Here is a 22799-nt window from a genome sequence, read left to right on the forward strand (position 1 = left end):
TTTAAGTGAACTTATAAACCATCAGAAACAAATGCCCTATATTAGAAAAGAGAATCCCCCATTTTAATCGCTCGCAGGGGCTGCGCACGCTGCGAGGTATTTAACAACCATCAACTACTTATCCTGCCACTTAAGTGTATTCAGCAGATGCACAATGTCTTTTTTGACATACTCAATAACCGGGGCCAACGAATCATTCTGGGTGGCGGTGCGGAAGTAGAGGGCACCGCGCAGGAAATGCTTGGTAGAGTCTGTCACATAAAACTGAAACTGGCTGGGTACCTCGCCTTCCAGCTCGAAAACAGAAGCCACATTGCCTGTGGGCGTTTTGATCTGGGATTCCTCGATGGCGTATGCTTTAATCTGATGCTTCGCTGTGAGTTTACGGGCATCTTCCATCAGGTCATTCAGCATTTTTTCACCGCTGATGGCCTTATAGGTCAATTGCACATTAGCGCCGAGCGTTGGATAAATGATGTTAATCCAATGCGGCTGTGCAATGCCTGAGGAGTCTGGGCGCACTTTGGCGTGCTCCGAAACCTCAAATGTATACGGGTGTGCTTCCTGTAAGGGCTTGTAAGCGGTTTCCGGCAGGTCGATACGGTTATAGCCTTTGGGCTTTGGGGTATACTCAGCTTCGCAGGAAACGATGGCAAACGCCAGGCAGAACCCTAAAAACAACTGCAGCTTAGCTAACCTTCTGGTACTGCTCTTTTTTACTTGCGACATTTATCTTAACTCGTTTGATACGCTTAAAGTCCGCCGACTCTACAGTAAAATGGAACCGGGCATATGTGATTTCCTCGCCAACACGCGGTATGCGAGAGAACAGCGTCAGGATCAAACCTGCTACCGTCTCGTTCTCTCCCTTTACTTCATTGAAAGCATCGAAAGGCATTTCCGTTACCTTGCAGAAGTCGTGAAGTGAGGTTTTCCCGTCAAAGATATAGGTATTTTCGTCGAGTTGAGAATAGATGATGTCATCATCGTCGTCATACTCATCGTTGATCTCGCCTACAATTTCCTCTACAATGTCTTCAAGGGTCAGCAACCCGCTGGTAGCACCATACTCATTCAGCACAATGGCCATGTGCACGTGCTTCTCCTTGAAATCCTGGAAGAGCTCCGAGATGCGACGGTTTTCCTGCACGAAGAATGGCGGCCTCACCAACTTCTGCCATGCGAAGTCATTGCCTTTGTGCAGATGGGGTAAAAGATCCTTTACGTAGAGTATGCCTTCAATCTTGTCATTGCTCTGGGTATAAACCGGCACCCGGGAGTAACCCCACTGCACAATCTGGGGCAGCAGTTCCGATAGCGTCATGCTGGTGCTGAACGCCACAATGTCGATGCGCGGACGCATGATCTGCTTCACGCTAATAGAGCCGAAGTTGACCACACCGCGCAAAATGCGACGTTCCTCCGGAGAGGTTTCCTCGTTTGTCAGGGCAACGTCAAGGCTATGGTGCAGATCTTCGATGGTATGGTTATACCCTTTGCTGATATATTTCCTCTCGATGTATTCGCTGATAAACATCAGCAATCCCGAAAGCGGGCTGATTGGTCGCTCCAAACGATCCAGGATAGCGCCTGTGCGACGCGTAATCAAAAGCCGCCTTTTCTGCACATATACCTTCGGGAGCACCTCACCGCAAAAAACGATGAAGAATGTGGCAAACAGCATGCACGCGATCATTACGCCAGCGGGGAGCACCATGGTGCCAAACAGCTGCCAGGCTACATAGGCAAATAGCGTGATGATGGTGACATTAATGCCGTTATTCAGGATGAGAATGGTGGTGAGGAGCTTGCGAGGGTTTTGCAGCAACTGATAGACGCGCTGCTCTGAAGGCAGCTTGCTGTTTTTGCACTGCTCCAGTTCCCGCTCAGAGAGGGAGAAGAAAGCGGCCTCTGCCCCCGAGGTGAGGGCAGAGAGCAGCAGTAAGAGAATGCCAGCCACAATGGCGGCAATATATTCGAACCTGAGCTGAGTCAGTGAACTTTCAAAAATCTGAAGTAAACTATAACTCAGGGGGTCTCCGGGGTCTATACTTTCCAAAATCGTTTCGTTTCGTGAAACATGGGTTTAAAATGGCAGGTCGTCTGGCTCATCGGTCTGGAACGAAGACGTGTTGCCACTGTTTCCGGAACCGCTGCTATAATTGCTGCCTGAGCTACTGCCAGAAGAGGCTGACGACGCAGCCGGTGAAGAAGACTGCTGATAGTTGTTATCACCTCCACTGCTGTTACTTCCCCCACTTGGGCCACCCAACATAGTCATGTTGTCGGCCACGATTTCGGTGGAGTAACGCTGAATGCCGTCTTTGTCCTGGTAGTTGTTTGTACGGAGTCTGCCTTCGATGTAGACAGAATTACCTTTTTTCAGGTACTTCTCTGCTACTTCGGCCAACCCTCTCCAAACCACAATGTTGTGCCACTCAGTGCGCTCCTGGCGCTGGCCGGTCTTGTCTTTAAAGGTTTCGGAGGTGGCCATTGGGAAGCGAGCTACTGCTACACCACCCTCTAAATGGCGAACTTCTGGGTCTTTGCCCAAGTTGCCGATCAGAATTACTTTGTTTACACTTGCCATGTCTTTTTACGATAATATTAAATTGAATTGGGCTACTCCAGCAACCAAGCTGGAGGCAAAATGGCTTACTGAACTAATAATGCTTTCGGTGCAAGAATAGTTTCAGTCTATAAATATACTAAAATCTTCGCATCCTTCAAATAGCTGTTTATTAAAATTGGCTTTGGCAGGGCCTCTATTTCCGGCGCACTGAACGGGAGCAATCTGGTTTCCTGCATTATCGCTTGTGGCAAGGCATCCTGCAGCTTTATCTGGTAAAAATGAGCAGTGATTTTTTGATGGCTCAGGATGTGTTTGTAAGCCTGTTTCGGGGGCTGAATCATCGCTTTATCCATCATAAGGCCGGCTTGCGTCAACTCATCCAGGAGTGTCTCCATGCGCAACTCTTTCTCCCGGCTTTCGTGCAGGTAAAAGTCATAGAGCCCTTGCCATATGTCGCCCTCCAGCCGTTTACGCATATAAAAACGCTGCTCGTGCTCTAGCACAATGTAATGGAAAAAGCGTAGCCTGGCGGCTTTTGCCTTGCTTTTGACAGGCAGTTCCTGCACCATGCCATGGTTAAACGCAAAGCAGCTTTGCTGCAGCGGGCAGAACAGGCAGTCAGGCATCACAGGCGTACATTGGATGGCGCCGAACTCCATGATGGCCTGGTTATATATATCTGGAGCATCGGCGGGCACTAAACTGTCGGCCAGTTGCTGGAACACTTTACGCGATGCCGGGGCGGCAATATCGTCGGATATTCCAAAAACGCGGGCGAGCACCCGGAACACGTTCCCGTCCAGCACAGCCACCTTTTCTTTGAATGCGAAAGCGGCAATAGCCGCAGCGGTATAACTTCCTACTCCTTTGAGCTTTAGCAGTGAAGCAAAGTTGCCGGGGAACTGGCCACTGTGCGTTTCAGTTACAACCCGTGCCGTATGGTGCATGTTGCGCGCCCTGGAATAATAGCCGAGCCCCTGCCAAAGCCGGAGTACCTCGTCTTCAGGGGCAGCGGCAAGCTGTTGCACAGTAGGGTATGCCTCCACAAACTTCAGGTAATACGGCAAGCCCTGCGCCACCCTGGTCTGCTGCAGAATCACCTCTGAGAGCCAGATATAGTATGGGTCAGTGGTGTCGCGCCACGGCAATGTGCGTTTGTGTTGGCCATACCAACGAAGAAGGGTGGTGGCAAAATGTGCCTGCTCAGGTGAAGCCATGCGCAAAGATAAATAAGAATATTTTTAGATAATGGAACAACGCAGGGAAGCGTAATGTTTGGCAGCAACACAATTGCGCATAAGCTGCTGACTGTTTGAAATATATGTTGCAAACATGCGTTAGCAGGGGAAGCGACCGTAACCGGCTGGGTTTAAAAATAGCTTTGCAGTAGCTAACAACGTGCTTATGAGGGGCTAATAATTTAGGAAGTTTGCTTTTAGTTATCAAAAACTAAAATTACCTTTGTGCCCCGAAAATCAGTGAGCGCGTGCAATTTCACGGGTCAAAAGATTGAGAGTTAACTTATTATTTAAATTTATAAAAACTAAGAAAGTGACTAAAGCAGAAGTAATATCAGAAGTTGCTGATAAAACAGGGATTGATAAGGCAGACGTACAGGCTACGGTAGAAGCTTTTTTCAAGGTAGTGAAGGACTCAATGGCTGATGGAAACAACATCTATGTGAGAGGTTTTGGTAGCTTTGTAAACAAGAAGCGTGCGAAGAAAGTAGCCCGTAACATCTCAAAGAACACGTCTATCATCATCGACGAGCACTTTATTCCAAGCTTCAAGCCGTCTAAGACGTTCATCCAGAAAATCAAAAACAGCAAAAAAATACAGGAGCTGACACATTCTTAATTTTTGTATATTTGCTGATCTAAATCATTAAAAAACAAACATACCCTTAGGTGAAAAGAATATCACGGTTACAAATACTGATAATTGTCACGGCCATTGGCTTGGTTGCTGTGATGTTCTTTTTGCCTAAAGTGGTTGTAAATGAGGAAGACAAAGGTAACTTTGCCAACTCAAACACTGCTTCGTCAGAATCTGCGGAGGGGCACAGTGCAGACGACGGGCATGACCACGGTGCGGAAGGTACAGCGGCAGCGGCCCATATGACGGCATCGCCGGAGCAGCTCATGGAGCTGGCGACGGTGCGTGCCAAGTTCAACAAGGCCACTGACACCCAGGCACGTATGCGCCTGGCTTCGGAACTTGCGGCGGCTTATGCAACAACCAGCAAGTATGACAGCGCAGGCTATTATTACGAGATGGCAGCAGAGGCACGCGGAGGCGAGAAGAGCTACAAGAAGGCAGGGGACGCGTATTACGAGGCCTTTACCTTTGCGGCCACACAAGACCGTGCCACCGAGTTAGGGGCTAAAGCACGTGCAATGTACGAGCAGGTGCTGAAGAATAACCCTTCGGAGCTAGATGCGAAAACTAACGTGGCAATGACGTATATTGCGACGTCAAACCCGATGCAGGGCATAACCCTGCTACGTGAGGTGATCGCTACAGACCCGAACAACGAGAAGGCGCTGTTTAACCTCGGCATTCTGTCAATACAGTCGCGGCAGTATGACAGAGCAGTGGAGCGTTTCAGACATCTGGTGTCGGTGAACCCGAAACATGTGGAAGGAACCTTCTATTTAGCTGTGTCGTTGGCAAATACGGATCAGCGCGAAGAAGCGAAAGCCTTGTTTAACAAGGTGAAGGACATGAGCGACGATCCGGCGCTGGCAGCCTCGGTGGACGAGGAGCTGGCAAAATTGAATTAGTGAATTAAAGAAATCATTCATATAACGAAAACACAAGACTATGCCTTGCGGAAAGAAAAGAAAAAGACATAAGATTGCTACTCACAAGAGAAAGAAGCGCTTAAGAAAGAACAGACACAAGAAGAAGTAATTTCTTCTGCGTTTAGTAGGGCCCACTTTGCTTTGCAAAAGTGGGCTTTGGTCTTATACATCCTAAATAACCATTTGAGAGAAATTGAGTAACGAACTGATTATCAATTCTACTCAGGATGGGGAACGTATTGCGCTTTTACAGGATAAACGCCTGGTAGAGTATCACTTCGAGTCGAAAGACACGGACTACATTGTAGGTGATATTTTTCTGGGTACTGTAAAAAAAGTGATGCCTGGCCTAAACGCTGCTTTTATTGATATTGGCTACCAGAAGGATGCTTTCTTGCATTACCATGATCTGGGAGCGAATATAAAGACGCTTAACAAGTATGTTAAAGCAGCGCAGACACAGAAGAACGCTTCACCAAAGCTTACCCAGTTTAAATTTGAGCCTGAAATAGATAAGCTCGGCAAGATGGCTGATGTCCTGAAAAAAGGGCAGCAGCTATTGGTGCAGATTGTAAAAGAGCCTATATCTACCAAAGGCCCGCGCCTTTCCTGCGAGATTTCGCTCGCTGGCCGTTACCTGGTGCTCGTGCCGTTTTCAAACACGGTAAGTGTCTCCAAAAAAATTGTCAGCAAGGAAGAGCGCACACGCCTGAAGCGACTGATCACCTCTATTAAGCCGGAGAATTTTGGCGTAATTATCAGGACGGTGGCAGAAGGCCGTGATGTGGCAGAGCTCGACAGAGACCTGCGCAACATGATCACGAACTGGGAAGAAGGCTTTAAGACGCTTAGAATAGCTAAGCCAAACGACAAAGTCATCGGCGAGCTAAACCGTTCTTCCTCCATCTTGAGGGATTTATTAAACGAGAGCTTTGACAGCATAGTGGTTGACGAAACAACCCTTTATGACGACATCAAGGCATACATCAGTAGCATTGCACCAGATAGGTTAAACATTCTGAAGCATTATACTGGCAAGACAAAAACCTTTGAACACTTTAACATCGAGAAACAGCTGAAGGCTGCTTTCGGGAAAACAGTGACGATACCAGGTGGCGGATACCTGGTAATAGAGCACACCGAAGCGCTGCATGTGGTGGATGTGAACAGTGGCAACAAATCCAATACCGAAACCGATCAGGAGGCAACCGCGCTGAACGTGAACATGATGGCAGCCAAAGAAGTGGCCCGCCAACTGCGCCTCCGGGATATAGGTGGTATCATTGTAATAGACTTCATCGATATGAAGTCGCCTGAAAACCGCCAGAAAGTATATGAGGTGGTGAAAGAGGAAATGAAGCGGGACCGATCCAAATCAACCGTTCTTCCCATCTCCAAATTTGGCCTGATGCAGATCACGCGGCAACGTGTGCGGCCAGAGCAAAACATTATCACCGGCGAGGTTTGCCCTACGTGCAACGGCACCGGTAAAATTACGGCCAGTATACTGGTGACAGATGAGATTGAGGCAGCGGTAGACGACCTGCTGACCAGCCACAACCACAAGAGCCTGACGCTGTACCTGCACCCGTTCCTGTATTCTTACTATACAAAGGGAGTGGTGTCGAAGCAGATGAAGTGGTTCTTCAAGTACTTTAAATGGGTAACCTTAGTGAAGGATACCTCCTTGGGCATTATGGATTTCAAAGTAATGGACGACAGGGGAGAGGAAATTGAGCTGCGCGCCGCACTATCGGATGTGAGCGTTGTAGTAGAAGAAGATTAGCAATATAAAGCAACAAGAAAGCCGCCCCAATAGCTATTGGAGCGGCTTTCTTGTTTTAAGGCTAAGTATTTTTAAAGGCGGGTTAGAACTTTACGCCCACATCCAGCGAGACGCTATTGTTTTTGATGGAGATGTTCTTGTCACTTAGTATCTTCTCGTAATAATCGTCGATGTCGGTTAGGCCGCGGTGGTAAGTAAGGCCGCCAAACAGTTTGGTGCTCTGGCCCATCTGGTATTCCACGCCACCGCCAAGCAGCACATCCGCCTCAAAGATATTGAAGCGCTTCAGCACCCTTTCGCTGTCGATTACTTTTTTGTTGTTCACCTGGGCTGCTACTTTCGTGTTAAGAGAGCCCCCTACCTGGAAGTAAGCAATAGTGCTCGGGGCAATTTCGTTGGTAAAAAGCTTTAGCGCGACAGGCAACTCTATGTACTGCAGTGAGATGTCGTCCTGGCCACGGGTGGTTACCGTAGCGCCTGAGCCGTCCTCGCGGGTATAGCTGTAAGAGATCTCACTACCCTTGCCTCGGTATAGCAAGCCGGTGCTGAAAGCGTAATTCTGGGCAAAAAAGTAATCAGCAACAACTCCTACGCCGATATGCATGCTGCTATTCTCTTTGTTGAGTTTATACTTGTCCTCGGCTACAAACCGGTTTCCGGAAATGGTTGGCGAAAACATTAATCCAATCTCTACCTGTGCTTGGGCAGCGTAGCCCGCTACCAAAAACAGCGTAAGGAGTGTGAGTTTTTTCATATGTATAGTTTAATTGTGCTATGTGTTACCCTAATACGAAGGAACACCCTATTTTTGTACAAAGATACGCAACAATGTATTATAGAATTTTATTAGCGGCAATTGTATTGTTTGCCTTTAGCTGTGGCGATAAGGGATGTGATCTGCCAGATGAGATAGCAGCCATACCTATGCAAGTAGAGATTGAGCGGCTGGAGAAGCCCTTTTTCTCGGTTGAGTCAGAAGAAGATATGCGGCGATTCCTGGCGGAAAACCCTCTATTCACGAAAAGCTACCTGCAACTGAACCCCAGCGGCCTTGATGAAGAACTCATCGCATCCTTGTTTGGCTTGTCTTCTAATGCGCCGTTGGATACCCTGGTGCAGCAGGCTGAAAAGCGCTTTGGGAATATGGCCGAGGAGCAACAGCAGTTAGAAACCGCCTTTAAAGTGGTGAAGCACCACTACCCGGCGTTTGAGGCGCCGCAGGTAAAGACTTTCGTAACCGGCCTGGGCAGCTTGGGCAATGATATTTATGTATCAGACAGCTTGCTTGTGTTTGGCCTGGACTATTTTATTGGTGAAAGTGCCAGCTACCGGCCGCAGGTATATGAGTACATTCAGAACCGGTATGAGCGGGAAAAGATGGTGCCTGCTGCCATGCTGCTGCTTTCCGACCGCTTCAACAAAACCAACCCAGCTGACCGTACCCTGCTGGCAGAAATGCTGAACATTGGCAAGGCTTATTATTTTGTACAGACAGTGATGCCCTGCATCGCAGATTCAGCAATCATCAGTTACTCTGCGCAGCAGGTGGCGGACGTAAACCGCAATGAGGGCCGCATTTGGGCACACTTTATCGAGAAGAGCCTGCTCTATGAGAAAGCGCCTTTCGTGGTGAACAAGTATATCGGCGAACGCCCCAACACCCCAGAGATAGATGGCACAGCACCCGGTCGTATTGGTGCCTGGGTAGGCTGGCAGATTGTGCGAAAATACATGGAGCGTAACCCACAAGTAACGCTGCCGGAACTTATGGCTGAGACAGACTACCGTAAAATCTTTACTGAGTCGAAGTACAAGCCAGAGCGGAAGAAGTAAGCGTGGCAGCTGTAGGTAGCAGTGCTGCAGCTAATGAGAGAGGTAGCCAAGGTTGTAGTTTAATGTCGTCTCTAACACAAAAGCGTGCACCTGCCGCATATAAACTTCGCCAATGCACATAGCCGTCCTCAACCAGCATTATCATAACCCGGATTGCCCGGCTACTTGCCGCCATTATACCTATCTGGATGCGTTAGCGAAGCGGCACCGGGTAAGCCTGGTGGCTAGCGACGGGTGGCGGCGTACACGGTTAACCCATACCTACCCTTGGGTGCCGGAAGGAGTTGAGTTGTACGAGTGCCGGGTGCCCTATGCCAATAGAATGGGGGTATGGCAGCGGCTGCAGGCATTTGTCGGGTTTGCTCTCAGGGCGTTCTGGCAAGCCATGCAATTGCAGCGGCCTGATGTGATCTGGGCCGTATCCACGCCGCTTTCCACGCCCTGGGTAGCAGCACAGGTAGCCAAGTGGCGGGGTATACCCTGGGTATTTGAAGTGCAGGACCTGTGGCCGAGCTTCCCGATTGAAATGGGTGCTGTAAAAAACAGTCTGCTGAAAAAGTGGCTGTTTCAGCTTGAGAGGAAACTCTACCAAAGTGCCAGCCACATCATCACGCTCTCACCTGATATGACCGAGTACGTTGCCAGCCTGGGGATAAGCCGTGAAAAGATCACCACAAACTTTAATGGCACCGACCTGCAACTTACAGCAAATGTAAAGCAGGAGGAGATAGAGGCGCTACGGCTGCAGTATAACTTGCATGGGAAGCAGGTTGTGCTGTACGCGGGAACTTACGGCCGCGCGAACGATATCCCGACGCTGATGCAGGTGGTAGAAAAGCTAGCCACAGTCACCCATATCCAGTTCATCTTTACAGGCGGCGGGTATTATGAGCCACAGTTACAGCAACTGGCACTGCGTGTGCCCAACCTGCTGCTGCTACCCCCACAGCCCCGACCCGCTATCTTTAAGGTTTTCGAGCTTGCGTCTCTGGCGGTTGTTTCATTTAATAACTTGCCTGTGCTGGCTACTAACTCGCCGGCAAAGTTCTATGATAGCCTGGCAAGCAGTACCCCAGTACTGGTTACTAATGCCGGCTGGACAAAAACTTTCGTGGAAACGCATGCCTGCGGATGGTATACCCCAGCCGGGCAGCCAGACCAGATGAGCCAGCTGATGGAGCAACTCTTGGCACAGCCCGATGCCTTGGTACAGGCAGGGCAACGCGGTGCAGCTGTGGCACGGCAGTACTTCGATCGGCAACAGTTGGTCCTGCAAGTGGAAGATATACTTCAAAGAGCTGCGTCGAAATAAAAGCAACCCTCCTGCTAGTTTATACCCTTCAGACTATCTTACCGGAGTAAAATAGCAAATTGCTGCTGCGGCTTTTGCTACCTCGCATCATTTCTGGCATAGCTTTAGCATTAGGTAAATCATTGCGGGCTGTTCAGGGAACAGATTCAATTTCTGGCCAGCACCGCTTCACCTTAAAAAGCTAAAAAGATGAAAAAGATACTGGCAATGCTCTTACTAAGTGCGATGATAGCAGGTAGTTCTTTTGCCCAGCAGGCCCCGCATAAGGATAAGCATAAAAAAGCTCATACCGAGCGGCAGGATGGCAAGCACAAACAAAGCCAGTTAAGCCCGGAAGAGCGGGCTGCACGCCGTACCGAAAAAATGACCCAAGAGCTCGGACTGAATAAAGCGCAGGCTAAAAGGCTGCAGGCATTGCACCTGAGGCAAGTTGCGCACCGAAAAGAAATGCATGCGCAGCAAAAAGAGCGGCATGCTGAAAACAGGGAACAGCGTAAGGAAGAGATGAAGGCTGCACACCAACAGTGGCAGGCTGAGTTAAAAGACATACTCACCGAAAAGCAGTATACCCAATACCAACAGCAGCATGAAGAAATGCGCACCCAGCATAGAGCGGGGCATGGCCGAGAGGGCACCAGGCATAACGGTAGTCGTTAAACTTACTAATTGCCCATAAACTGAAAGAGCACCGGTAGTAGACATACAGCCGGTGCTCTTGTGTTTTTGATAGTGCAGGGATACCTGATAGCTAAGAAAAAGGGATTGTTCTTTTCTCAGTGTGGCTCTGCATGGCCAGTTCAATTACCCGGATAGTGTTACGTGCCTGCGTTGGTTGCACGGCAAGTGTGGCAGTGCCTTCCAGAGCCTGATACACGTTTTCGTAAAATCCGGTATAATCGCCTGTCTCACTTGCAATTTTACCTTCTACATGCAGGTCGTTAACTTCCGTGTTTAGTTTTCCCCATATCTCTTCGGGCTCTTTGCCCCAATGCGAGGCCCCTTTCGGCATGTTACCCTCTTTCAGGGCATCTTCTTGCACATCCAAGCCATACTTCACGAAAGCACCTTTGTCTCCGTAAATCTGGTAGCGTGGGCCCGGCTCCCGTACCAGCATACCTGCCTTCAGGATCACACGTAGGTCTGGATAATGCAGCATCAGGTGAAAATTGTCGACGATCTGGCTGTTGGGGCGCTGCGTGCGCAGTTCTGCAGAAACTTCATCTGGCAAGCCAAACAGGCAAAGCGCCTGGTCGATCAGGTGCGAACCCAGATCGTAGAGGATGCCGGAACCCGGTGCGCTTTCCTCTTTCCAAGTATTGGGCTTTAGGAAATTGCGAAACCTGTCGAAATGCGCCTCATACTCCACCACGTTGCCCAGTAGTTTGCCATCCAGCAGTTTTTGGATAGTCTTAAAATCGCTGTCCCAGCGGCGGTTGTGGAATACGGTCAGCAGCTTTCCTTTGCTTTTGGCTAGCGCGATCAATTCATCGGCTTCGGCAGAAGTAACCGTGAAAGGCTTTTCTACGACGACGTGCTTGCCTGCATTGAGCGCCTCAGTTGCCAGGGCTAGGTGCGATGCGTTAGGTGTGGCCAGCACCACCAGGTCAACAGTTGCATCATCAAAAATAGCTTTCGCATCAGGCACTACCGCTGCCTCAGGGTACCTTTCCCGGGCAATGGCGATGTTCCCGGAACGTGTTTCTCTTATCTTGACCAGTTGCAGCCCCGGCACGTTTGTGATGAATGGGGCGTGAAATACTTGACCGGACATGCCAAAGCCAATCAGGCCGATACGTACGTTATTGCTCATATCTGAATTTAGCGTGAGAAATATTTACTTAAATCAAGGTACGCATAAATATTCAGCCTCTCATGCTTAAGCCTTTCTGGTGGTATGGCATAAACAAGGTAAGGCTGCGCAACGAAGTATAACTGTTACATAGGACTGTGCGGCTTGACTATTCCTTCAAAACCATGTCGATGCACAGTACGGCACCTAGCAGCAGCACACGGATGTTGTTGTTCTCCGGCACCTGCTGGCCAACATGCAGGATATAGTTGTCGGCGGAAGTGAAAAACTCTTTTCCTATACCGGCCCATTTTTTAGTAACATGCCCAAACTCGCTGTCATCTTTCACGAACTTAAAATCCCAGCTCGTCCATTTGCCTTTTAGCGAAAACAGAAAGTTATCATCGGCATCCAGCACGCTGAACTTACCGCCGATCGAAAAGAGTTTCTGTTTGAGCTTCCCCACCACATTATCGTGTTCATCGAGCACTTCTACCTTGGATAGAAAGAAGGACGTGCCGCGCTTAACACGCAGTACTTGTTCTCCGTCGGTGCTGCTGACCACGATGTTAAACGGTGTCATCCGTTTGTAATCGGTGAAGCGGAGGATACGGGTAAAGAAGCCAAGCTTTTCTTCGCGGCACGTCATCAGTTGCTGCTGCGTTTGCGGGTCGTAGATGTCGAAGTTGTTAGAAGCCTTGAACATACCGACATGTTCTTTAACGAAGAAGGAGTTGTGGTTGAGGATAGGGTGCATTGTAGCGTTGAGGTTATGTTTTTCGCCAATAAGCCATCAAACCAGCTTATTGGGTTTATATAGTTACACCCTAATATAATGATTTATACCTGACCTGACTCTCTGGACGGACTATGGCATCTGATAATTTAAGGCTTAGAGAAAGCCTTTGGGGTTACGGAGTTCACGCTAAGTCTTTGTACATATCCCATTAGCAGATTTAATCCTGTCTCTGCGCGTATGATACCCTAATTCATTCTCGGCTTTCTGCACAGCTCAAAAAAAAACGCTAGTTATAAGCCTTAAAGCAACGGACTTATAACTAGCGCTAAAGTTGAACAGGTTGGTTATTTGATTAGATTCTTAAACGCAGATCCAAAAATTAAATAAGCGGTATTTCCACCAATGGTTCCCTCGTTTTGTCCCCAAAGAAATGGCCAGTCGTCGTAGTTCTCAAAGTGGTCGGGCTTTCTAAACAACACACCCGGGGCAACGTTGCCCGGAATGAAGGAGAAATCAGCTCTGTTATTACCGTAAAAAACTGCTTTCGGGCGTGTAGCCCCTACTGTTGCTACCAAGGAGTAGTTGTGGTATGGATGGGCGCCAAATAAATAGTTGGTGGTTTTAAAAGCATGGCTGCCATCGACAATATCAGGGAAATATTTGTTGGCAAAGCAGATGGTGGTACCAAAGCCCATCACGTCTCCGCTACCTGCCCAGTTTGATAGGCCAATAGGCACTCCGTAAGGATTATCTTTCTCAAGGCCGCCGATGTATTCCTTGTACTTCACAACGTATGGCCGGAGCTTTTCTTTGTAAGCTGCATCCATGTGCGGTATCGCATCCAGTGCCGTCAACAGGTTGCGACTGACGTTACGCTCTAGGGCAGGCCACAAAAGCCCTTGGAATCCATCTACATACTGCTTTTCCCCGGTGGCAATGTATAGCTGCAGGTTGGTGGCCATATTCGCGGCGTTACCTCTGCCACTTGTATCCGGCGGCCGGTTGGCGAGTAAGGCTGTCGCCTCTTTCAAAAGCCTTTTTGACTGTGTCAACGCACGTGCTGAAAGGTCGTTGTTATACCCTTTCAATGCCCGGCTCGCTGCCGCAAACATGGTTGCAGCCCTGAGATCGAGTTCGGGATTTCGGCTTGTAAATGCCCACATATCATCCTTCACTCCGCTCGATCTGCCATCAGGGGATACTTCATAAGGACCAAGCTTCGGGTTGTAAGTAAGACCGTCTGTTAAGGAGGCTGCATCACCAAGGTGGTGATAATTGTCGAGAACAGAGTTTGAGAGCGTTTGAGCCATATGGCCAATAATCTCTGCCTGCGCTACCAGGTTCAGGGTGCCATGCTCTATAAACTGCAACACATCCGGGGTGCCATCCGGGCGATGGATATCTACATAACGCTGCTTCTGGTCAACAAAGGTCTGATCGCGTTGGGGCTTGAAGTTCTCCCATGTTTTGACAAAGTTCTGCACCACGCTAATGTTTGATCCTGTTTCGATATCGAAATCTCCGGCATCGAAAAAGCCTCCTACGTTTAATCCAGGGATTAATTCTAGGGCTTTGTATTTGGTATCGGTTGTTGGCCCTTGTGCATGAAGGTCGAAGTGGTCAGTGTTTGGCGGAGCCTGTAGATATCCGTCCTTAAAGGGTTCCCCGTGCCATACCCTGTAGGCTTCGTTTACAAACATATGATTCATATGAATAGGGATCCATATGTCGCTGGTAGCATCGGTGATCTTACTGTAGACATTGTCGCCAATCAGGAAATTATTTGTTTTGATGTCTCCGTACTGGATGTAGTAGATACCGGGAGCTTTAACTGACGAGAAATCGAATTTCACATAATGATATTTGTAGTAGTCACCCCACGGAGCAATTTTGCCGGTGAATACTTTGGTTGCATTGCCATCAGCACCTATTTTATAGATAGATGCGCTTGCAACCGGTTTGTCTTTTTTGTCGAGTTCAATAACAGAGACTTTTTGCTGCGAAGGAAGGTAACCCACTTGAGAGAAACCGATATTGGGTTCTCTTACCCAGCCTTTGATGGCGTTTGGTTCCACAGTCCAGGTTAAAACCTTGCCTGTTCTTCCTGTCGGGAGTAAGCTGCGCACGACATACCAGCCGTTTTGTGCCAGCATGCGGCCATCGAAAAGCATCAGGTCTGCATCTGGCGAGGTGATTTTCACCATGCGTTCCGGCGCATCAGGGGCAAGAAGAAAGGTACGGCCAGTTTCAAGCGGAAGTGGATCGATAAATTTACCGGTCCCCCTGTCGTCGGAAGTTACATACCCTTTAAATTGCTTTGGTTTTTGGCTGTTAGGCCTCGTAACGGTGTTGCCCACCACATAGCGTGGGAATAGCCCTGGGCGGCCATCCATTAAATAATTCTTAGCCCAATATTTTGAGGGAAGAAACTCCAGGTTAAACCCGGCGCTTCCCTCGAGTTCCTTGGGAACGGGTTTATCAAGGTAAACAGCTATCTCAACACCTTTCCCTTTGGCTGTAACAACAACCCGCGAATCAAAATTGTACTCCTTATACCTTAGCGTAGCCTCGATGGTCTTTGCGGCACGGTCTACCCTTCGGTTTAGAATATCAGGAACAAGATCCCACTGCTCCGGCGTGTTGGATAGACGCACGGCACCCCCTTGCGCTGTCCTGACACCATGGTGGATCAATTCTATTCCGGCGTTCTTCTCATCGTTAAAACCTCCGGTAAAGAGGTTGCTGTACACAAGTATATTAACACCCTGTTTCTCAAAGTACTCAAGGTCATTGATTTTAAGGTCCTGGCCTGTAGCATTGTGGAATGCCCCTAGTAGTAGCACTATAAATGGTAAGAAAATTCGTCTTTTCATGTTTATTGTAAAAATCCATTATGAAACCGATTGCAATCCTATAAAGGTAAAATAATCAGTCATAAACACTAAAGAAAAATTTAAAAATAGTAGAGGCTACATGTTCTCTGCTTCCGCGAATCATCACTTATTTACAGTTCTTGCACCTTCGTATTCCTCTAACTACAAGGTATGAGTGTTTCTTCGGTTAAAAGTGGTTGGGGTGGACGTGGGATTTACACTAACGGTCTCGTGTATATCATGTGCGAGGCATTCAGCCGAAGCGTAAGGTATAAACTTTGTGAGCACTTGTTATTTTTTCAGGTATCCATTATTAAAGTGAAGCTGATAACTCTCAGGTAAGTATAAATTCACCTGCTTCACAAGTTCATTGAAGCGGAGAATCCCAACTTTTCCACCCGGCGTTGCATCTACTGCTACTGCGTTTGCGGGTCTTATATATCGTAGTTATTGGAAGCCTTAAACATGCCGACACGTTCCTTTACAAAATATAAATTGTTGTTCTGTAGCGGGTGCATTTGGTCAAGTAAGTGTATAGGTCGTTTTTATGCTGCTGAACAAGTAATGTATGATATATATGAATTATGACTATAAAAGGTCTTTGGTCAAACAAAACCCACTGCAGATGTGGTGCAATGGGCCTTGTTTGCGTTGGCAATACTGAGTTAAGAGTTGCGAACCGGATTTTGCATCAGCCTGATGTATTCAGTTTACCTATTAGGTCAGGTATTGGTATTGCGAACAGTAGATTACAACAGGCGCTAATTCAGTCACGGCCTAACGGTTGTCCTTAAATGAAGGAACTTTCCTGTTAGTGGTTTTTCAGCGATTTATCGGAACTACCATTATCATAGAGGCCCACTAAAGCTGTTACCTGCTCATTTTCCTTCAAAAACTCTAGTCTTAGAGAGGGTAGCCTATCCAGAGCAAAACTGTTGTCTCCCATTGGTATAAGCATGTATTTCTCCTGACCATTTCTCTGGTAAAATAATTCCCCGTTCTCCAAAGTGATATGGCGATTGCCATACCCTCCAACATAAGCTTTCATGCTAGCCTCATCTAGTGCTACAGGGTTCATTTTTGCTTTCATCCCCATGAGGTACCAATTGTAGTAATTTGCCTTGGCAGTCGTCCCAGCCTTCTTGACTAGCTTCTCGTAAGCTTCGATTTGAGCCTGCAGGAGCGCCTGCTCAACCGGGGCTTCGATATGTGGACTCACTCCCATGCCTTCCCAATTAGCTTGAGAAATTGGGTTAATGGCCTTGCCAGTAGGGATCCAAACCTGATACTTTTCTGTAACATTTACAACTCCTCCGGAATGGGCACCCCCACCTGTAGTTTCTCCGATTAAAGTGGCGCGCACCATGTTTTTCAGGTTGTATGAAAATTCCTCTGCGGCAGAAAAGGTGGCCTTGCTGGTCAACACGTACACATCTATGTCCGGTCTTCGTTTACCTGGCACATGGGGCAGTGTCCACGTTTGTGTTCGCTGGTCGGTTGGTCGGTAGTAAAAATTGTTCAGGTGAACAGGGTTAGCATCAAACAGATAACTTGTAATTAGCTGCACCATAGTAGGAGAGCCTCCTCCGTTTCTTCTCAAGTCGATGATCAGAGCATCTGCGTTACTGAGAAAGTTCATGGCTGCCACAGCTGTTTCGCCGCCATACATGGTAGGGGTAAATTCGCGCAAGTCAAGATAGCCAATGTTGCCCTCCAGGATCTTCACTTCCTTGAACCCGAAGTTATTGCGTTTCATTTGCTCCATTCTTCGCTCTTCTAAGGTTGCCAGGGCTTGGTCACTTGCTGCCTTACTTTCTTCTGTAATTCGTTCTGGAGCATACATAACCCTAAGGTGCAAGTCTTTGCTCACAGATTGAAGATCGCTGGTTAGCTGGTTCGCAAATTCATGAGGGTCTGTGGCAGATGTATATTTGTTCTTCCTGAAATTTCCCGTAATCAATCGAGACATCTTTTCTGCCGCTTCCGGAAAAATGTAGGCTGCTTTCAGTTGAGAGCTTATTGCGTCAATGGTGCGCTTTTGCTCTTGCTTGTCTAGCCTGTGTCCAGTTTCCTGCGCAGTTACTTTGGTTGGAAGCAACAGGATCGCCAGAACTGCTGTCATGATTAAGTCCTTGATGTTTTTCATAAGTTTTATCGTGTTTAAATTGGGTTCAAACGGAGAGATTATTGGCTTATTGTTAACAACAACAAATTATATATACAGAAACAAAAATATATATAATGTTATATATTATAATAACAGAAAGAGCCTGCTGGAAAACTTATTCCAGCAGGCTCTTTCTGTAGTTTTTATTTCTGGAATCTTTATAGACCTCCTATTTTATTTTCGGGATCGTCGGGGATGTTGGGGAAGTTCTTCAGGAAGAAAGCGCAGAAGTGGGTGAGAGGGCATTCCTCACATTTGGGGCGGCGGGCTACACAAATATAGCGTCCATGCAAAATCAGCCAATGATGTGCTTTCGAGATCAGCTCGTTGGGTATGTTAGCGATAAGTTGCTTTTCAACCTCAAGCGGCGTTTTGGCGGTTTTAGTAACGAGGCCAAGGCGCTTGCTCACCCGGAACACGTGCGTGTCCACGGCCATTGCCGGGAGGTTCCAAATCACAGACACGATCACGTTGGCAGTTTTACGGCCAACGCCCGGCAACTTTACCAGTTCCTCTACCGTGCTGGGCACTTCGCCGTTAAACTGCTCGACCAGCATTTTGCCCAAGCCAGCCAAGTGCTTGGCTTTGTTGTTGGGGTATGAGATGCTTTTGATGTAGGGGAAAATCTCGTCGGGAGAGGCCGCAGCCAAGTGCTCGGCAGAGGGGTATGCCTCGAACAAAGCAGGCGTTACCATATTTACCCGCTTATCGGTGCACTGGGCGCTCAGCACCACCGCCAGAATCAGCTCATAGGGGTTGGCGTAGGCCAACTCAGTCTCCGGCTCCGGGAAGTGTTGCGTGAAATACTCAATCAGCAGCTTATAGCGTTCCTTCTTTCGCATAAAAAAAGTTTGCAGTCGGTTAAGACTGCAAACTTAAGCTTTTTGAGTAATTTAAAATGTTGTTGACCGTATGCTGTCGAGGCGTTTTGATGGCATCGTTCAGCAGGCGCTGCATCAGCAGCAATTCTGCGCAACTGTTTGCCAACTCCTGATCTTGCACTAAGGCTTCTTCCAGCTGCTCACAGGCATCAAGTGCCAGGTCATCATACACATACTGGATCAGCTCATTCTGAGTAGAGGTTTTTATCATATGCTACATTGTTGTTTTGCATCTTCTTTCTTAGGTTGATCAGCGCATAGCGCATACGGCCTAAGGCTGTGTTGATGCTCACATTGGTAGCGTCTGCTATCTCCTGGAAACTCATCTCGGCATAATGCCGCATCATAAGCACCTCGCGCTGCGTTTGGGGCAACGTTTGGATAAGCTCGCGCAGACGTGCATGGGTGTCCTCTTTTATCTGGAGCGATTCTACCGAATCCTCTGAAAAAGACATGTTGTTGAGCACCTTGCTGCCGTCTTCCAGCGTGATCATCGGGCTGCGCTTTTCTTTACGGAAATGGTCGATTGCCAGGTTATGTGCAATGCGGCAGATCCATGACGAAAACTTGCCTTCCTCGTTATATCGCCCGCTCTTCATCGTATGGACCGCTTTGATAAACGTGTCCTGCAATAAGTCCTCGGCTTTATAGGAGTCTTTTACTATTAAGTAGATGGTAGTGTATACCTTGTTCTTGTGTCTGTTTACTAGTTGTTCAAACGCACTTTCGTTACCGGCGATATAAAGTGAAACTAAAGCAGAATCACTTATAAGGGTGGTGGTTGTCTTCATCTTAAAGCTACATTAGGTTAACGTAGAGCTTTATATCATATTGTTGCGTTTACTAGTTTGAACAAGTTTTTTTCTGAAATGTAAATCAAATATATAGAATGCCTTTGGGATCTGCAAGAAGGCTTGCCACAGGATTACAAAAAAAGCAACCATTTTATATTTTCCGTAGCGCATCCGTCGTTCCGTGGCGATCAGGATGATGCGAAAGCCTCTCAATCATAAGATTTTCCACTGCTACACAATCACATACGTGCAAATATACTGTATAGATTGTACTTGAAGGATTTGTTCAATAACCTTGCCAACGGATCAGAAATCAGGGTGAACCGTCTCTTTTGATAAGTGACAAAAAAAGCCTCCGCAAGAAGTAATCATACGAAGGCTGAAGGTATAAAATGAATTTCTGGTCGGGCTATCTTCTGCTATAGCCTTTTAATCTGTTCAGGATCAGTAACAAGCGGCGGTTAATTTCCCGCTCTTCTACAAGGGAGCATTGAGCCGAAATGTGTGCCGGTGCCTTTAGCTTCTCCTCTACGTTTTTCAAGTGATCCAAATAACACTCCACCGTGGTGCAGGCTACATTTTTGTAGGCATCCTCTTCTATTTCGTTTTCTTTTTTGTGCTTCAGGTTTATCGCGTTTGCAATCTCAGAATTTATCAGCTTGGTAAAATCAGCATCTGTCGTGATCTCTTGCTGGCAAACTTTTCTCTCGATGTTCTCCAGCAGATTCCGGATATCTAAAGTTTCCATGTGTCAATGGTTTAAGGGTTGTAAAATAGTGTTGCTGCACTTGAGCCTACATGTACGTGTCGGTTATACCTCTGATCCTGTGTGCAGCAACAGTTTACAGAATGTTAATAGGTACGCAGCATTTAAAACCGAAAAGTAATGCGTAGGTTACGTTTGGTTAATATCAGAGGTGCAGTTAACTTGAATTTTATCTTGCTTAAAGATAATTATTTAGCATAAACTTTATACAGGTGTTGTGCCATTACGGTTGCGCCCTCTCATAAAAAAATAATCATTCGAGGCACTCCTATACTTAATATATAGCCAAAAGGATACCAGAATTACGTTTTACTCCACTTCTACATAATGTCGGAAGCTGTAGAGGCATTCCAATGCGTCGTGCTCGTTTGTGTAAAAACGCACGACCAGCTTATTCCTGTAATTATCGGTATCGTAGTTGGGCAGTGCCTGGGTAGTAATCTGGTTGTGCTGTAACGGCGACATAAGGTATGCGAAGAAAATGCTGCCCCCCAGCGTGCTGCGCAGAGCAGGGGCAAAGGCAGTGGCAAACCAGTGCTTCTCATCGGGGCCGGCCGTATTACGACGGCGCAGGTCCTGGAGCCAAAAATGCGCCTTTTTACTGGCTGCCAAATCCAACAGGGCTAGGTTGCCTTCTATATACTCTTCCGTAGTGACGGGCCGTTGCCAGCGGCAAAAGAGTACACCTAAATCCTTTTGATAGGAAGCCTGCAGGAACGGTAAGTCGATGTTCTCAGAAGCTGTCATGGGCTTAGAACGTTAGCAAAACGAGGAAATAAAAATTACATGCAACATCCAGAAGGTAAAACCCTTGAGCTTGGATGTGTAAATTAAGCTAAGTTTTCAAGCGTCTGTTAAGCTGCCGTGGAAAATGGGCAGACACAGATGGTCGTAATCGAGGTTTAGGCTTTTAAATATATTTTATACGATAAAAACGATTTTTTAGCTGATTGCCAAATATTTAGGTACTTAGATGTGGCCATGCACAGCAGGTAATGCCTGACAAAAACCTGCGATGCATTACTTTGCAGCATCATTCAAGCAAGGTGAAGATGAAACACAGCAGGCAAGGCACCCACGACCCTTATGCAGTACTACGGTTGCCCGCATTCAGGTGGTACATTACAGCGCGGCTGTGCATTACACTGGCCATGCAGATTCAGGCCGTTATCGTAGGCTGGCAAATCTACGATATCACCCAGGACCCGCTCTCGCTGGGGCTGATGGGACTGGCCGAAGCGATTCCATCCATAGTGGTTTCGCTGTACGCAGGCTACCTTGCTGACATTGTACCGCGCAAGAAGATCATTGTGCTGGCGGTGGCCGTGTTGCTGGGATGCTCTGCCGCGTTGTTATACTTTACGTTGGATATAAGCCCTGTGCTGGCACGCTATGGGGCGATGCCGATCTATGCTGTTATCTTTCTGAGTGGCATTGCCCGCGGTTTTATGGGGCCAGCCGTTTTTGCCTTTATGCCACAGCTCGTGGAAAACAAGCAGCTTTATGCCAATGCCATTACCTGGAGCAGCACTACCTGGCAGGCTGCCTCCTTGGCTGGCCCGGCTATTGGCGGGTTGATCTATGGTTTTGCCGGGGTAACTGCAGCCTATACTACTGATGCCACCCTGGTGCTTTTTTCGCTGCTGGCATTTGCCCTTATTGGAGCCAAGCCATTGCCCGAGAATGCTAACCCGCAGAACCTAAAAGACAGTCTACGTTCTGGTATCCGCTTTGTATTCGGCAACCAGGTCATCCTAAGCGCCATCTCACTCGATCTGTTTGCCGTGCTTTTTGGAGGTGCCGTGGCCTTGCTGCCTGTTTTCGCCTCCGATATCCTGCAAACCGGGCCGCAGGGCCTTGGCTTTCTGAGGGCTGCTCCGGCAGTTGGGTCGGTGCTGATGGCAGTGATCATAGCGTATCACCCGATCACAGTAAATGCTGGCAAGAAAATGCTGTGGTGCGTGGCGGGTTTTGGGTTATGCATCGTGCTGTTTGGCCTTTCCAGAAGCTTCTGGTTTTCTATGGTGCTGCTTGCCCTGAGCGGCGCCTTCGACAGCATCAGCGTTATTATCCGCTCCACGCTCATCCATACCCTTACCCCCGAGTATATGAAAGGGCGCGTGGCCTCTGTCAACAACATTTTTATTGGGTCATCAAACGAAATTGGCGCTTTTGAGTCAGGCTTTACCGCGAAGCTGATGGGAGTAGTGCCTGCCGTGCTCTTTGGCGGCATAATGACGTTGGTTGTAGTAGGTGTGACGGCCTTTAAAGCGGACAAACTACGCAACCTAACTCTGGACGACAAGGCACCTATACCTGCGTGAAAAGCCTGCTTGTTCTGCCTTTCGTGATTTTGCTTGCCCCTCTTTTCGATAGGTATAGGTTTGTCATTGGCTTGATCTGTAAAAGGTATACCCAGGCAGCTGCCAGGCTAGTGCTGCAGCACAGCTCTGTATTTCGCCGTGCCCCAATCGGTATAGCTG

The 22799-nt window shown here is 47.9% G+C and carries 21 protein-coding genes; 7 read left to right on the forward strand and 14 right to left on the reverse strand.

The window, feature by feature from the left end; all coding sequences use genetic code 11:
- Window positions 1-114: 114 nt before the first annotated feature.
- The 4 genes from gldD to mutY all read right to left on the reverse strand — a co-directional run bounded on the left by gldD (window position 115) and on the right by mutY (window position 3789).
- Window positions 115-729 (reverse strand): gliding motility lipoprotein GldD, encoded by a 615-nt coding sequence (gene gldD / locus ACXYMU_RS17745; protein ID WP_458987767.1) that lies wholly within the window; start codon window positions 727-729, stop codon window positions 115-117.
- Window positions 689-2059 (reverse strand): gliding motility-associated protein GldE, encoded by a 1371-nt coding sequence (gldE, locus tag ACXYMU_RS17750; RefSeq protein ID WP_458987768.1) that lies wholly within the window; start codon window positions 2057-2059, stop codon window positions 689-691. The genes gldD and gldE overlap by 41 nt, the downstream gene beginning before the upstream one ends.
- 27 nt (window positions 2060-2086) lie before the next feature.
- Window positions 2087-2590, reverse strand: coding sequence for a single-stranded DNA-binding protein (locus tag ACXYMU_RS17755; protein WP_458987769.1), 504 nt, complete (start codon window positions 2588-2590; stop codon window positions 2087-2089).
- A gap of 107 nt (window positions 2591-2697) precedes the next feature.
- Window positions 2698-3789 carry an A/G-specific adenine glycosylase gene (mutY, locus tag ACXYMU_RS17760; RefSeq protein WP_458987770.1) on the reverse strand — a complete coding sequence of 364 codons (1092 nt, stop codon included), beginning with the start codon at window positions 3787-3789 and terminating at the stop codon, window positions 2698-2700.
- 319 nt (window positions 3790-4108) lie between these two features.
- On the opposite strand from mutY, the gene ACXYMU_RS17765 reads away from it, so the two are divergent.
- The 3 genes from ACXYMU_RS17765 (at window position 4109) to ACXYMU_RS17775 (ending at window position 7162) form a co-directional block, all read left to right on the forward strand.
- Window positions 4109-4429, forward strand: coding sequence for an HU family DNA-binding protein (locus ACXYMU_RS17765; protein ID WP_262886655.1), 321 nt, complete (start codon window positions 4109-4111; stop codon window positions 4427-4429).
- A 50-nt stretch (window positions 4430-4479) separates the two neighbouring features.
- Entirely contained in the window at window positions 4480-5355 is an 876-nt protein-coding gene (locus ACXYMU_RS17770) for a tetratricopeptide repeat protein (protein WP_458987771.1), read from the forward strand.
- Window positions 5356-5569: 214 nt separating this feature from the next.
- Window positions 5570-7162 carry an Rne/Rng family ribonuclease gene (locus ACXYMU_RS17775; RefSeq protein WP_458987772.1) on the forward strand — a complete coding sequence of 531 codons (1593 nt, stop codon included), beginning with the start codon at window positions 5570-5572 and terminating at the stop codon, window positions 7160-7162.
- An 82-nt stretch (window positions 7163-7244) separates the two neighbouring features.
- Here ACXYMU_RS17775 and ACXYMU_RS17780 read toward each other — a convergent pair whose 3' ends face one another.
- Complete coding sequence (locus ACXYMU_RS17780; RefSeq protein WP_458987773.1) at window positions 7245-7916, reverse strand: porin family protein; 672 nt, start codon at window positions 7914-7916, stop codon at window positions 7245-7247.
- A gap of 74 nt (window positions 7917-7990) precedes the next feature.
- Between ACXYMU_RS17780 and gldB the strand changes: the two genes are divergently transcribed.
- From gldB to ACXYMU_RS17795, 3 genes are all read left to right on the forward strand, one after another.
- Window positions 7991-8995 (forward strand): gliding motility lipoprotein GldB, encoded by a 1005-nt coding sequence (gene gldB, locus ACXYMU_RS17785; protein WP_458987774.1) that lies wholly within the window; start codon window positions 7991-7993, stop codon window positions 8993-8995.
- A 112-nt stretch (window positions 8996-9107) separates the two neighbouring features.
- The gene (locus tag ACXYMU_RS17790; protein WP_458987775.1) at window positions 9108-10307 is read left to right on the forward strand and encodes a glycosyltransferase family 4 protein; all 1200 of its coding nucleotides are present in this window, start codon (window positions 9108-9110) and stop codon (window positions 10305-10307) included.
- 189 nt (window positions 10308-10496) lie between these two features.
- Window positions 10497-10964, forward strand: a complete 468-nt coding sequence (locus ACXYMU_RS17795) for a DUF4890 domain-containing protein (RefSeq protein ID WP_458987776.1) — start codon at window positions 10497-10499, stop codon at window positions 10962-10964.
- Between the two features lie 91 nt (window positions 10965-11055).
- Here ACXYMU_RS17795 and ACXYMU_RS17800 read toward each other — a convergent pair whose 3' ends face one another.
- The 9 genes from ACXYMU_RS17800 to ACXYMU_RS17840 all read right to left on the reverse strand — a co-directional run bounded on the left by ACXYMU_RS17800 (window position 11056) and on the right by ACXYMU_RS17840 (window position 21063).
- On the reverse strand, window positions 11056-12117 hold the full coding sequence (locus tag ACXYMU_RS17800; protein WP_458987777.1) for an oxidoreductase: 1062 nt from the start codon (window positions 12115-12117) through the stop codon (window positions 11056-11058).
- Between the two features lie 148 nt (window positions 12118-12265).
- Window positions 12266-12853: a phospholipid scramblase-related protein gene (locus ACXYMU_RS17805; RefSeq protein WP_458987778.1), complete on the reverse strand. Its 588-nt coding sequence runs from the start codon at window positions 12851-12853 to the stop codon at window positions 12266-12268.
- Between the two features lie 326 nt (window positions 12854-13179).
- Window positions 13180-15708: a cellulase N-terminal Ig-like domain-containing protein gene (locus ACXYMU_RS17810; RefSeq protein ID WP_458987779.1), complete on the reverse strand. Its 2529-nt coding sequence runs from the start codon at window positions 15706-15708 to the stop codon at window positions 13180-13182.
- An 811-nt stretch (window positions 15709-16519) separates the two neighbouring features.
- A complete protein-coding gene (locus ACXYMU_RS17815; RefSeq protein ID WP_458987780.1) occupies window positions 16520-17854 on the reverse strand; it encodes a S41 family peptidase in 1335 nt (444 codons plus the stop codon).
- A 179-nt stretch (window positions 17855-18033) separates the two neighbouring features.
- Window positions 18034-18717, reverse strand: a complete 684-nt coding sequence (gene nth, locus ACXYMU_RS17820; protein WP_458987781.1) for an endonuclease III — start codon at window positions 18715-18717, stop codon at window positions 18034-18036.
- Window positions 18718-18736: 19 nt separating this feature from the next.
- The gene (locus tag ACXYMU_RS17825) at window positions 18737-18967 is read right to left on the reverse strand and encodes a hypothetical protein (RefSeq protein WP_458987782.1); all 231 of its coding nucleotides are present in this window, start codon (window positions 18965-18967) and stop codon (window positions 18737-18739) included.
- Window positions 18942-19547, reverse strand: coding sequence for an RNA polymerase sigma factor (locus ACXYMU_RS17830; RefSeq protein ID WP_458987783.1), 606 nt, complete (start codon window positions 19545-19547; stop codon window positions 18942-18944). The genes ACXYMU_RS17825 and ACXYMU_RS17830 overlap by 26 nt, the downstream gene beginning before the upstream one ends.
- 412 nt (window positions 19548-19959) lie before the next feature.
- Window positions 19960-20298 (reverse strand): hypothetical protein, encoded by a 339-nt coding sequence (locus ACXYMU_RS17835; RefSeq protein WP_458987784.1) that lies wholly within the window; start codon window positions 20296-20298, stop codon window positions 19960-19962.
- 327 nt (window positions 20299-20625) lie between these two features.
- Window positions 20626-21063, reverse strand: coding sequence for a hypothetical protein (locus ACXYMU_RS17840; RefSeq protein WP_458987785.1), 438 nt, complete (start codon window positions 21061-21063; stop codon window positions 20626-20628).
- 305 nt (window positions 21064-21368) lie between these two features.
- Between ACXYMU_RS17840 and ACXYMU_RS17845 the strand changes: the two genes are divergently transcribed.
- Complete coding sequence (locus ACXYMU_RS17845; protein ID WP_458987786.1) at window positions 21369-22640, forward strand: MFS transporter; 1272 nt, start codon at window positions 21369-21371, stop codon at window positions 22638-22640.
- Window positions 22641-22799 lie beyond the last annotated feature (159 nt).

The sequence above is a fragment of the Pontibacter sp. CAU 1760 genome, assembly GCF_054482735.1.

Bases quoted from the DNA above. Each gene is read 5' to 3' on its own strand.
- ACXYMU_RS17840 (WP_458987785.1), bottom strand. From the start codon at position 21,063: ATGACAGCTTCTGAGAACATCGACTTACCGTTCCTGCAGGCTTCCTAT.
- ACXYMU_RS17800 (WP_458987777.1), bottom strand. From the start codon at position 12,117: ATGAGCAATAACGTACGTATCGGCCTGATTGGCTTTGGCATGTCCGGT.
- ACXYMU_RS17825 (WP_458987782.1), bottom strand. From the start codon at position 18,967: ATGATAAAAACCTCTACTCAGAATGAGCTGATCCAGTATGTGTATGAT.
- ACXYMU_RS17845 (WP_458987786.1), top strand. From the start codon at position 21,369: ATGAAACACAGCAGGCAAGGCACCCACGACCCTTATGCAGTACTACGG.
- ACXYMU_RS17810 (WP_458987779.1), bottom strand. From the start codon at position 15,708: ATGAAAAGACGAATTTTCTTACCATTTATAGTGCTACTACTAGGGGCA.
- ACXYMU_RS17830 (WP_458987783.1), bottom strand. From the start codon at position 19,547: ATGAAGACAACCACCACCCTTATAAGTGATTCTGCTTTAGTTTCACTT.
- ACXYMU_RS17835 (WP_458987784.1), bottom strand. From the start codon at position 20,298: ATGGAAACTTTAGATATCCGGAATCTGCTGGAGAACATCGAGAGAAAA.
- ACXYMU_RS17790 (WP_458987775.1), top strand. From the start codon at position 9,108: ATGCACATAGCCGTCCTCAACCAGCATTATCATAACCCGGATTGCCCG.
- gldD (WP_458987767.1), bottom strand. From the start codon at position 729: ATGTCGCAAGTAAAAAAGAGCAGTACCAGAAGGTTAGCTAAGCTGCAG.
- mutY (WP_458987770.1), bottom strand. From the start codon at position 3,789: ATGGCTTCACCTGAGCAGGCACATTTTGCCACCACCCTTCTTCGTTGG.
- ACXYMU_RS17805 (WP_458987778.1), bottom strand. From the start codon at position 12,853: ATGCACCCTATCCTCAACCACAACTCCTTCTTCGTTAAAGAACATGTC.
- ACXYMU_RS17815 (WP_458987780.1), bottom strand. From the start codon at position 17,854: ATGAAAAACATCAAGGACTTAATCATGACAGCAGTTCTGGCGATCCTG.
- ACXYMU_RS17780 (WP_458987773.1), bottom strand. From the start codon at position 7,916: ATGAAAAAACTCACACTCCTTACGCTGTTTTTGGTAGCGGGCTACGCT.
- ACXYMU_RS17755 (WP_458987769.1), bottom strand. From the start codon at position 2,590: ATGGCAAGTGTAAACAAAGTAATTCTGATCGGCAACTTGGGCAAAGAC.
- nth (WP_458987781.1), bottom strand. From the start codon at position 18,717: ATGCGAAAGAAGGAACGCTATAAGCTGCTGATTGAGTATTTCACGCAA.
- gldB (WP_458987774.1), top strand. From the start codon at position 7,991: ATGTATTATAGAATTTTATTAGCGGCAATTGTATTGTTTGCCTTTAGC.
- ACXYMU_RS17795 (WP_458987776.1), top strand. From the start codon at position 10,497: ATGAAAAAGATACTGGCAATGCTCTTACTAAGTGCGATGATAGCAGGT.